The organism is Francisella noatunensis subsp. noatunensis (assembly GCF_009823375.1).
Lineage (GTDB): Bacteria > Pseudomonadota > Gammaproteobacteria > Francisellales > Francisellaceae > Francisella > Francisella noatunensis.
This window is the reverse complement of the sequence record NZ_WBSX01000059.1, coordinates 1-10,340: the sequence shown is the minus strand read 5'-3', so window position 1 is coordinate 10,340 and position 10,340 is coordinate 1. Positions and strand designations below refer to the sequence as shown.

Below are 10,340 nucleotides of genomic sequence, written 5' to 3'. Positions count from 1 at the left end.
TTTTTAACTTTACAGGATAGCTTATGATTATTTGAAGTTCTGCGGCTTTGATATAGCTTCTGTGCTATCTCAGCATTATAGTCACTATTTATACTAGTGCGATTAAGTTCCTTTTTTATAGCTCTTTCACTATAGCCAATTTTATTGGCTATTTGAGATGTTTGGTATCCTAATTTAAGTAATTCTTCTATGCAATATCTATTTGAAAGAGTTAAGTGCTTTGGCATTTTTTAGTTCCTTATCGTTTATTTTAGTTTCGTCAAAACCTAATAAACTATATTTGGAACTCTCTTTCAACTATTTAAAACTTTCAGAATACAATCTAGCTTTTATAACAATGAATACTGAAAATACTCTTTGTGTGTTACAAAGAATTTCTTCTGTTTTATCACGTAATCGTGTAAATATAGAACAGTTAACAGTATTTGAGACAGCAAATAAGGGTATTTCTCATTTCAATCTTGTAGTACATAGTACGCAAGATAAGATAGAAAAAATCGTAAAAAAACTGGCAAATGTGATTGAAGTAATAGATATTAATATTACAAACTGTTTATCTATGCAAGGAACTGTAATAAGTGAAATTCCTCAAAACGTAAAAACAGTTAGTCAAAGAAAAGCAGCTTAATATTAAAACTTAGGAGAATATAATAAATGGCAAAAATGAAATTTGGTAGTGTAGAAGAAACAGTTGTAACACAACAAGAATTTACTTTAGAGAAAGCTTTAGAAACTCTAAAAGATAGACTATCGCAATTATTGGTTATGGAGTACAAGGACCGGCACAAGCTCTTAATTTAAGAGATAATGGTTTTAATGTAATAATTGGGCAAAGAGAAAACTCTAAATCATGGGATAAAGCTATCGAAGATGGTTGGGTTGCTGGTAAATCTTTATTTAACATTGCTGAAGCTACTGCTAAAGGTACAATTGTTGTTAACTTATTATCAGATGCTGGTCAGATTGCTTCTTGGAATACTATTAAAGAGAACCTTAAGTCAGGTGATTTATTAATGTTCTCTCATGGTTTTGGTGTGACTTACAATGAGAAAACTAGCATTATTCCACCAGCAGATGTTGATGTTGCTTTAGTAGCACCAAAAGGTTCTGGCACTAGTGTTAGAAGATTATTCTTAGCTAAGAAAGGTATCAATTCAAGCTACGCAATCTATCAAGATGCTATAGGTAATGCTGAAAAAAGAACTTTAGCTTATGGTATAGGTGTAGGTTCTGGTTATTTATTTGAAACTACTTTTGAAAAAGAAGTTTATAGTGATTTAACTGGTGAGAGAGGTGTTCTTATGGGTGCTCTTGCTGGAATTATTGAAGCTCAATATGAAGTTTTACGTGCAAATGGACACTCTCCAAGTGAAGCTTTCAATGAAACGGTTGAAGAGTTAACACAAAGCTTAGTGCCTTTAGTTGCTGAAAATGGTATGGACTGGATGTTTGCAAACTGTTCTACTACAGCTCAAAGAGGTGCTTTAGATTGGGCTCCTAAATTTAGAGATGCTACTAAAGGTGTGTTTGCCGAGCTATATAATGAAGTAAAAAATGGTAATGAAGCACAACGTACTATTGATAAAAACAGTCATGCTGATTACCGTAAAGATCTTGAGAAAGAACTTGAAGAACTTAGTCAAAAAGAAGTATGGCAAGCTGGTAAAACAGTTAGATCTCTTCGTCCTAATAAGTAATTAAATCATAAAACTATCATCTCTAATATTTATCTATAAAAATTTATAAATTTACTTAGAATTATAATAGATATATCCTTTTATTGTTAGGTTATATTCTTCAAAAAATTCTCTATAAACTCTATTCTTTGTTCAGCAGTTTTAGTATTTTTTGTGATGAGTAGATCTTGCTCTTTCGTGATTCTAAAATCAGTAGGCTGAGCTTGAATTAGCTTTATCAGCTTTTGAGGCTCAAATTTAGTAGTGTTAGCAAAATTAATCTTACCAGATGTAGCAAACATTTTTATTTGTCCAATACCTAAATTTATAGCATCAATTTTTATGTGAGCAACTTTTAAAAGATATAACACTTCAACGGGTAGCCTACCAAAACGATCAATAAGTTCAATTTTTATATTTACTAATTCTTTATGATCGGCTTTTGAAATTCGCTTATAAATATTTAATCTAGTATTTACATCACTAATATAGTAATCAGGAATTAGCGTTGGGATATTAAGTTCAACTTCACAAATAGTTGAGTTAATGACATCTTCAATATTCAGCTCCTTGCCAGCTTTAAGATTAGCAATCGTTTTATCTAAGAGATCCATATATAGATTTAGACCTATACCATCAATATTACCACTTTGTTCTTGTCCAAGAATCTCTCCAGCTCCACGAATTTCTAAATCATGATTTGCGAGTGTGAAGCCACCTCCAAGTGAATCAGTGCTACCAATTGCCTCTAATCTTTTTATAGCATCTTTAGTAATACTACCTTCACTAGGAACTAACATATATGCGTAAGCTTGATGGTGTGAACGACCAACTCTGCCTCTTAGTTGATGTAATTGTGCTAAACCTAGATTATTAGCATCTTGGATAATTAAAGTATTTGCATTTGGGATATCAATACCCGTTTCAATAATTGTGGTACAAAGTAATATATGATATTTATTATGCTTAAAGTCAAACATTATCTTTTGAATTTCTTTTTCACTCATCTGACCATGAGCAATAGCTATTCTCAAACGAGGGAATAATTCTTGAAGAATTTCTTTTTTCTTTTGAATAGTATCTACTTTATTATAAAGATAGAAAATTTGTCCACCACGAATGGTTTCACGACTTACAGCTTCACGAATTATATTATTATCATATTCCTTAACAAATGTTTTTACAGATAAACGTTTAGCAGGAGGAGATGCAATAATTGATAGATCGCGAAGTGCTGAAAATGCCATACTTAAACTACGTGGAATAGGAGTTGCTGACATTATTAGAATATCTATTTCAGCTTTCAGGGCTTTTAATTTTTCTTTTTGCGCGACACCAAAGCGATGCTCCTCATCAATAATTAATAATCCCAAGTTATTAAAGTCAATTTTTGAGGATATAAGCTTATGTGTACCAATTATTATATCAACTGTACCTTTTTTGAGATTATCAAAAAGCTCTTCTTGTGCTTTTGCTGTTTTTGAACGAGTTATAACCTCTATATTTACAGCAGTATTAGCAAACCTGTCTTTAAAACTATTGTAGTGTTGTTGAGCTAAAATAGTTGTAGGTACTAAAATTGCTACTTGTTTTTGATTTTGAGTTGCTAGAAATGCTGCTCGCATCGCAATTTCTGTTTTTCCAAAACCAACATCACCACAAATAAGTCTGTCCATTGGCTTAGTAGATATCATGTCTTTGAAGACATCATTTATCGCTAAGAGTTGATCAGGAGTCTCTTCATATGGAAAATCTGCACAGAATCGTAGATATTCTTCTTCATCTAAAGAATTGCTGAATCCTTGTCGTATTTCTCTTTTTGCATATATCTCTAAGAGATTTGTAGCAACATCGATAATCTTTTTGATAGTCTTTTCTTTTTGCTTTTTCCATTTATCTGAACCAAGTTTATTTAATGCTATTTTTTCAGTAATAGAGGAGTTATAAATAGAAATTAGATTTAATGAAGTGATTGGCACATAAATTTTTGCATCATTTGCATATCTTAGAAGTATAAACTCATCTTTTTTACCATTTAATTCAATACTTTCTAAGCCTTCGTATCTACCAATACCATGATCAATATGGACTACATGCATTCCGGGTTTTAGATCTGTCAGATCTTTAAGGTCAACAGTAGGGTGATGATCATGTTCTGATATTTTAGAAGAGTTTTGAATATGCTCAGGAAAAAGATCTGATTCAGTAATTAATATGATTTTCTTATCAATTATTACACCTTCTTGAAAAGGTGAGATGATTAAGCAAAATTTATCTTTGATTTTAAGAGCATCGTCAAAACTTTTTGCAATTCTTATATTTAACTGTAACTTATTCAAATGTTCTAAAAGTATTTCACCACGTCCATTCGAATCAGTTGAAAATATAACTTTATCAAAATTAGAGCTATCTATTAATTTTTGTAAATCCCTAAAAGGATTAGCTAATTTATAATTTGCTGAGATTTTTTCTAGATGATCTATATTTAGAGTTTTAGACTTAGATTTTGGTTGTTGGAACCATTTGATATGTTGATGTTTTTCATACAGATCTTTGACTTCTTTTTGTGAATAAAAAAGTTCTTGATATGGTAAAACAGGTCTATCAATATCATGCTTTAACTCGTTATATCTATATTTAACCTCTTCTGAGAATGCTTCAATTGAGTTGCTAATATTGTCAATAAGGTGGATATTTGCAGACTTTAGTAAGTAGTCAAATAGACTAACAAGTTCAGGATAAAATAATGGTAAATAGAACTCTATACCACTAAAGTATTCATTATTTTTTATATATGTCGCAATAGTTGAATTTTGCGATTGTTCACCACATAGTATCTTGAGTTTTTCTAATGCTAAAGAAGTATTTTGTGAATTATAAATCAGCTCATGTGAAGGCATAATATTTATAGATTTTATTTCTTTGCCAGAGCGTTGAGTTTTTGTATCTAACTCTTTGATTGTATCAACTTCATCATCGAAAAGATCAATTCTAAAAGCTACTTTTGATCCAACTGGGAAAATATCAATAATACTGCCACGGATACTAAATTCACCTTTTTCAAAAACATTGTTTACTAAAGTATATCCAGCTTCGGTTAGTAATACTTTTTGTTTAGTTATATCTAAGCTATCGCCTGTCTTAAGTATGAAACTATGTTCTTTGATAAACTTGGCAGGTGGAAGTTTTCTTAATGTATTTGAAATACTTGTTATTACTAGAGTATTTTTAGGATTTTGTGTAAGTTTATGCAATATTTCTTGTCTTCTTGAGATAATGTCTATTGCTGCAGAAAATCTATCATAAGGTAGTATTTCTAAGTTAGGAAAATAGAATACTTCTATTTTTGAGTCTTTATTTAGATACTTTAATTCATCATAAACTCTATGTGCTTGTTGAGAGTCTTCAGCAACTATTAGATTAAAGTCGCAATTTTGTTTAAGATATTCGTTAAACAAAATGCTAAAAGAAGAACCATAAGCATTAGACACAATAGTATCTTTTGCAGATATTTGATTGTTGAGCATTAAAATTTAGTAGATTAGAAATTATTAGAATAAATAATAATATAAATTAGTCTCTATCGCCAGCTACAGCACCAAAGATTTGTAATAGAGTTACGAAGATATTAAATAGAGAAACATATATGTTAACAGTTGCTAAGATATAGTTAGTTTCCTCACCTCTTACGATAGCATTTGTTTGCCATAAGATAAATCCACCAGAGATAAATGCAAACACTAATGAAATCACGAAGCCTAAAGCTGGTATTTGTAAGAAGATATTAAGCACTAGAGCAACTATTGCAACAATAGCGCCTATAGCACAGAATGTTCCCACTCTATTAAAGTTTCTAGCAGGGCTCATAGCAACTACAGATAGGCCTAAGAAAATTAGACCTGTAGTACCAAAAGCCATCATTATAAGCTCAGCACCATTTGAAAATGCTTGGATGTAATGATTTAATATTGGTCCTAGCGAGTAGCCTAAAAGTCCAGTCAGTGCAAATGTTAAAACTATTCCCATAGGCGAGTTTTTAGTAGCATTAATACCAAATAGTAGGCCAATATAAACTACAAGCATTAGTATAGGGTTCAACACCGCAGCACCTGAGCTCATAGCAACAAATGCCATCAAAGCACTAAATAGTAATGTCATTGACAGTAACCAGTATGTATTTCTAAGAACTTTGTTAGCTCTTAGTGCAGACTCTTGTGATAGAGAATCTATTACACGAGTATTGTTTTCAAAGTTATTCATTTTTTCTCCTTTTTTAAATGTTTTATATATGAATAAAATTCATATCAGCTAAGATTATAGCATAATTGTATATTCTTAAATATGGGGTAAGAAGTTAAAATTACAAGAAAATTATTTATAAACTAATAGAGATATCATATAAGAAAGAGACAAATATTAAAGAAGAAAATATTAGATACAATAAGCTAGTTGTGATAACTTCATTTCTACCGCCAGCAAGTATCTTACCAAGTGATAAATATATCGGGACAATAAAAATATTTAAAACTAAAGCTAATATGGTGGCAAAAATCAATGCTAAATTACAAAAAAGAACATTGTTGGTAAAAATAGCTATCATTAAAATAAAAACTCTAAAAGTTTCTATATATAGCATAGTTTTTATGATATGAGATTTGGTAATTGATTCTATACGTAATGTTATTAGTTTGAATCTCCATCCGAAATATATGATTATACATATAAAATACCCAGCTAGTAGAAATAGTGATGTACTTAATGGAGAATTGAGATATTTTGGATTCATAATATTTTCATATCTAAGAAAGCTAAGATAAAAGATTTTATTTACTGCGAGAAGACCTGAGCTAAAATACACATATTTTAGAAGGTTTATACCACTTTCTTTATTGTTTGAAATAGTAAGAATATGCAGATAAATCAAAGATAGTGGTAAGATAACCAAATTTAGACTACTAAAGACATTAAGATTCTGTAGCAAATAGAATAAAATAAATGAAAATATAAAGAAAATTAATAATACCCCATAAAAGCTGATATTAAATCGTTCAGTCTGATTAGTTAGAGAAGTGTTTAGTTTATAGCTATTTTTTAAGAAAAAAACTAATAAAAACATAGTTATAAATAGATAAAATATTTTAAAATTATACATATCTTTAAAGATTGTAATATAAGATATAATCCCTATCGCAATACCAAGTAAAGCACTAGAGTAGACACCTATAAAACCATAAATTCTACGTAAATCAGTTTTTAGATAAAAAGCACTTAAGTTGAATAGAAGATTAACAATAACAATTGCTACTCCAATCCATAATACCGAGCAACTAAATAATATGATATTATGTATAAATGACAGAATCATTGCGATGATTATGAGTTGTAGCCCATGAACTATTGATTTGGTTGAACCAAAGAGATAATTACTGATACAACCAAAAATTCCAGCAAAAAAGATTACAAAGAGATAGTCATTTCTATTATAAAATAAGTCAATATCACCGTAACTATTTAAAATAGTCATAAAAGGTTCGATACATAAACATATGCAAAATGTCATAAATGCTATAATATGCAGGCCTTTGGGTTGATTAAAATGAATGTTTACTTTAGATATTTTTTTAATATTTCTCATTATCTAAGCACTAACTCTTGTAATTTTGTTAAATAATTTTGCTCATCTGGTAGAGTATTATATTTCTGTGATAGCCACATTTCCTCTGCTAGATAGTCTATCATAAGATGATGTACTTTATGCTCATCATTGTTATATTTACTAAGTAGCTGATGATACGTGGTATTTATCCCGATAGGGCGATTAGTTTGTACTTGTTCAATAATTGCTAAATGAAGGCCAATATGCAAAAAAGGATTTATTTGTCCCATCTCAGGCGAATAATCTTTATCAATGTTTTCAATAGTAATTTGCTTATGATATTCAGGGTGTAACTCTATAATTCTAGATATTTGTTCTTCAATAGCTGTTAGTGGTTGTTTATTTAGAAACTTATTCCAGCTATCTATAAAAAGTTTGCGAAGCTGATATCTATCATGAGAGAAAATCATAAATATTTTTCCTTATCTTTAAATTCACAGTACTGAAAAATTATACAATTACGACATTTAGGTTTTTGAGCTGTGCATATATATCTACCATGTAGTATTATCCAGTGATGTGCATCTTGAAGATACTCTTTAGGAATTACACGTAAGAGTTTTTTTTCAACTTCATTGACATTTTTACCTTTTGCTAATGGTATACGATTAGCAAGTCTAAAAATATGAGTATCAACCGCCATAGTTGGTTGATTAAATGCTGTGTTAAGAACTACATTTGCAGTTTTTCTACCGACACCCGCTAGAGATATTAGATCATCAAAGTTATCAGGCACTTGGCTATCAAATTTTTCGATTAAATATTTACATGTTACGATCACATTTTTTGCTTTAGTTTTATATAACCCAATAGATTTAATATATTGGGCTAACTTTTGTTCTCCAAGATCATATATTGCTTCAGGAGTATTGGCAATTTTATATAAAATTTGAGTAGCCCTATTCACACTGACATCAGTGGCTTGAGCTGATAAAATAACTGCAATCAATAGTTCAAAGTTAGAGTTATATTCAAGCTCAGTCGTCGGATGAGGGTCATTTTTTTTCCAAGTTTCAAAAATTTGGATTCTCTTCTGTCTATTCATTATTTGGTGTAGACTTTTTTTTATTTTTATATTTTGCTAATGAAGCAGCAATATAAGCTTTTTTATCTATTTCTTGAGCAGTAGCAATATTTTTATAAACGGCTCTTTGCTTAGCTTTTGTTTGATTTACTCTATACTTATGATATTCATATCTATCTCGGTAATGATTTCTTTGTTGAGTATATTGCTTCTCATCTAGATTACTAGGTTGCATATCTGTAGCTAAATCAACTAGAGATATACAATCCATCGGACATGGTTCAATACAAAGTTCACAACCAGTACATTCTGACTCAATTATAGTGTGCATCAGTTTTTTTGAACCTACAATAGCATCAACTGGGCATGCAAGTAAGCACTTCTCACAACCAATACACATTGATTCATCAATCTTTGCTACAGCACGAGGTTTGTATTCTCCAAGTGAGCTATCTAGTGGTATTTCAGGTTTATTTAAAAGTTTTGATAATTCTTTTAAAGTCTTTTCTCCACCAGTTATACACTTGTTGTGTTTTTTACCATTTGTAATAGCTTTAGCATAACTATAACAGTCATCATAAGTACATTTTTGGCATTGTGTCTGTGGTAGTATTTTATCAATTGCTTCTATGGATATAATCATCTTAATATAGTTCTATATTTGTTTTGTTTTCGATATTTTTTATGTAATTGCTAATATTATCAGGAATCTCAAGCAAATCCCTGGCCATAGTCAGTATAAAAAATACTGGAAAAATATTTATATCATCCCAAGAGAAGTTATCACCATTGATGAAAGGAGTTTTAACAAAGGGAGCTATTTCTCTAAGAATTTTATTTATCGCTATAATTGAGTCGTAGGGAGGATTTCTAAGCAGAGCATCAAAATCACCAATATATTGAGATTTTTTATTTATAAAATAATCTTTAGCACTTTGTGTTGGGAAATCACATTCATTACGAGGATGATGAGGAATACGAGGATATACTATTCTACGATAATGCTCAGCTAGTTTAGCAACAGACTCTTTGGCATAATTATCAATCGTTGATTCTGCTATCTCAAAATTTTGAGTTTTTGCTATAAACTTACAGATTTCATCACTTTCTTTTATAAATGTTCCGTCATCTTTATCTAAGAAAGGAACCTGCTTAGAACCAATTCTGTCTATATGAGATTTTTCATCATCATTTGCTAAGATTATCATCTCATAGTCTAATTTGCTTAGATCTGCCACTAGTCTAACTTTTATACAATACGGGCAATGATGGTAAAGATATATTTTCATATTTTATTAGTATTTTCAAATTTATGAGGCTAATTATATCATTTATCACAATTAGATAAATGTCTTAAAACATTATTGATATGAGATATTTTTAGTGATTATAATTATTTTTAATAGATATTAAAAAGTTATATTGGCAGGAGAGTGTTTCCAATAGTCTTGACTTTTACCCATTTTATAGCCTAATTCGTATAACTGATTCATTTCTAGATTATCAAATGGTTCTTGTGATATCGGATTGTAACTATATGGGATGTATGTGAAATTATATTTAAAACCATCTTTCATACTTAGGTAATATATTCTGAACAAATCACCTACACCTTGAGATGTAGTTAAAGTGAATAGCGCTTTAGTTCCTATTGATAAAAAACTTTGATCAACAGGAACATAATCTTTATGAATTTTGCTATTGCGAATTATATTATAGTGGCTAGATTGTATTCTGAAAGTTTTAAATAGTTGAAAGAGAGTTCCAAATATAGTTTATTAGGTTTTGACGAAACTAAAATAAACGATAAGGAACTAAAAAATGCCAAAGCACTTAACTCTTTCAAATAGATATTGCATAGAAGAATTACTTAAATTAGGATACCAAACATCTCAAATAGCCAATAAAATTGGCTATAGTGAAAGAGCTATAAAAAAGGAACTTAATCGCACTAGTATAAATAGTGACTATAATGCTGAGATAG

General features: G+C 29.9%; 11 protein-coding genes and 1 pseudogene. 3 read left to right on the top strand and 9 right to left on the bottom strand.

The window, feature by feature from the left end; all coding sequences use genetic code 11:
• A partial coding sequence (locus F8C69_RS06055; RefSeq protein ID WP_159184567.1) for a helix-turn-helix domain-containing protein occupies window positions 1–227 on the bottom strand: 227 nt, incomplete at its 3' end.
• Window positions 228–337: 110 nt separating this feature from the next.
• Here F8C69_RS06055 and F8C69_RS06050 point away from each other — a divergent pair.
• Both F8C69_RS06050 and ilvC read left to right on the top strand, forming a co-directional pair.
• Complete coding sequence (locus F8C69_RS06050; protein WP_159184568.1) at window positions 338–628, top strand: acetolactate synthase small subunit; 291 nt, start codon at window positions 338–340, stop codon at window positions 626–628.
• Between the two features lie 26 nt (window positions 629–654).
• Window positions 655–1,697, top strand: a pseudogene (gene ilvC / locus F8C69_RS06045) (ketol-acid reductoisomerase).
• An 86-nt stretch (window positions 1,698–1,783) separates the two neighbouring features.
• Here ilvC and mfd read toward each other — a convergent pair.
• The 8 genes from mfd to F8C69_RS10610 all read right to left on the bottom strand — a co-directional run bounded on the left by mfd (window position 1,784) and on the right by F8C69_RS10610 (window position 9,933).
• Window positions 1,784–5,203, bottom strand: coding sequence for a transcription-repair coupling factor (gene mfd, locus F8C69_RS06040; protein ID WP_159184566.1), 3,420 nt, complete (start codon window positions 5,201–5,203; stop codon window positions 1,784–1,786).
• A gap of 46 nt (window positions 5,204–5,249) precedes the next feature.
• The gene (locus tag F8C69_RS06035) at window positions 5,250–5,936 is read right to left on the bottom strand and encodes a Bax inhibitor-1/YccA family protein (protein WP_004287569.1); all 687 of its coding nucleotides are present in this window, start codon (window positions 5,934–5,936) and stop codon (window positions 5,250–5,252) included.
• Window positions 5,937–6,051: 115 nt separating this feature from the next.
• On the bottom strand, window positions 6,052–7,311 hold the full coding sequence (locus F8C69_RS06030; protein WP_159184565.1) for a hypothetical protein: 1,260 nt from the start codon (window positions 7,309–7,311) through the stop codon (window positions 6,052–6,054).
• Window positions 7,311–7,742: a DUF1841 family protein gene (locus F8C69_RS06025; RefSeq protein WP_159184564.1), complete on the bottom strand. Its 432-nt coding sequence runs from the start codon at window positions 7,740–7,742 to the stop codon at window positions 7,311–7,313. Before F8C69_RS06025 ends, F8C69_RS06030 begins: the two co-directional genes overlap by 1 nt.
• Entirely contained in the window at window positions 7,739–8,377 is a 639-nt protein-coding gene (gene nth / locus F8C69_RS06020) for an endonuclease III (protein WP_159184563.1), read from the bottom strand. The genes F8C69_RS06025 and nth overlap by 4 nt, the downstream gene beginning before the upstream one ends.
• On the bottom strand, window positions 8,370–8,999 hold the full coding sequence (locus F8C69_RS06015) for an RnfABCDGE type electron transport complex subunit B (protein WP_159184562.1): 630 nt from the start codon (window positions 8,997–8,999) through the stop codon (window positions 8,370–8,372). The genes nth and F8C69_RS06015 overlap by 8 nt, the downstream gene beginning before the upstream one ends.
• Before the next feature lies 1 nt (window position 9,000).
• Window positions 9,001–9,645 carry a glutaredoxin 2 gene (gene grxB, locus F8C69_RS06010; RefSeq protein WP_159184561.1) on the bottom strand — a complete coding sequence of 215 codons (645 nt, stop codon included), beginning with the start codon at window positions 9,643–9,645 and terminating at the stop codon, window positions 9,001–9,003.
• 120 nt (window positions 9,646–9,765) lie between these two features.
• Window positions 9,766–9,933, bottom strand: a complete 168-nt coding sequence (locus F8C69_RS10610; protein WP_236352360.1) for a hypothetical protein — start codon at window positions 9,931–9,933, stop codon at window positions 9,766–9,768.
• A gap of 244 nt (window positions 9,934–10,177) precedes the next feature.
• Here F8C69_RS10610 and F8C69_RS11050 point away from each other — a divergent pair.
• Window positions 10,178–10,340 (top strand): helix-turn-helix domain-containing protein (locus F8C69_RS11050; protein WP_159183823.1); only part of this gene is annotated, 163 nt, incomplete at its 3' end.

Coding starts and splice junctions, on each gene's coding strand:
- F8C69_RS06050 (WP_159184568.1), top strand. CDS start 338: ATGAATACTGAAAATACTCTTTGTGTGTTACAAAGAATTTCTTCTGTT.
- mfd (WP_159184566.1), bottom strand. CDS start 5,203: ATGCTCAACAATCAAATATCTGCAAAAGATACTATTGTGTCTAATGCT.
- F8C69_RS06035 (WP_004287569.1), bottom strand. CDS start 5,936: ATGAATAACTTTGAAAACAATACTCGTGTAATAGATTCTCTATCACAA.
- F8C69_RS06030 (WP_159184565.1), bottom strand. CDS start 7,311: ATGAGAAATATTAAAAAAATATCTAAAGTAAACATTCATTTTAATCAA.
- F8C69_RS06025 (WP_159184564.1), bottom strand. CDS start 7,742: ATGATTTTCTCTCATGATAGATATCAGCTTCGCAAACTTTTTATAGAT.
- nth (WP_159184563.1), bottom strand. CDS start 8,377: ATGAATAGACAGAAGAGAATCCAAATTTTTGAAACTTGGAAAAAAAAT.
- F8C69_RS06015 (WP_159184562.1), bottom strand. CDS start 8,999: ATGATTATATCCATAGAAGCAATTGATAAAATACTACCACAGACACAA.
- grxB (WP_159184561.1), bottom strand. CDS start 9,645: ATGAAAATATATCTTTACCATCATTGCCCGTATTGTATAAAAGTTAGA.
- F8C69_RS10610 (WP_236352360.1), bottom strand. CDS start 9,933: ATGAAAGATGGTTTTAAATATAATTTCACATACATCCCATATAGTTAC.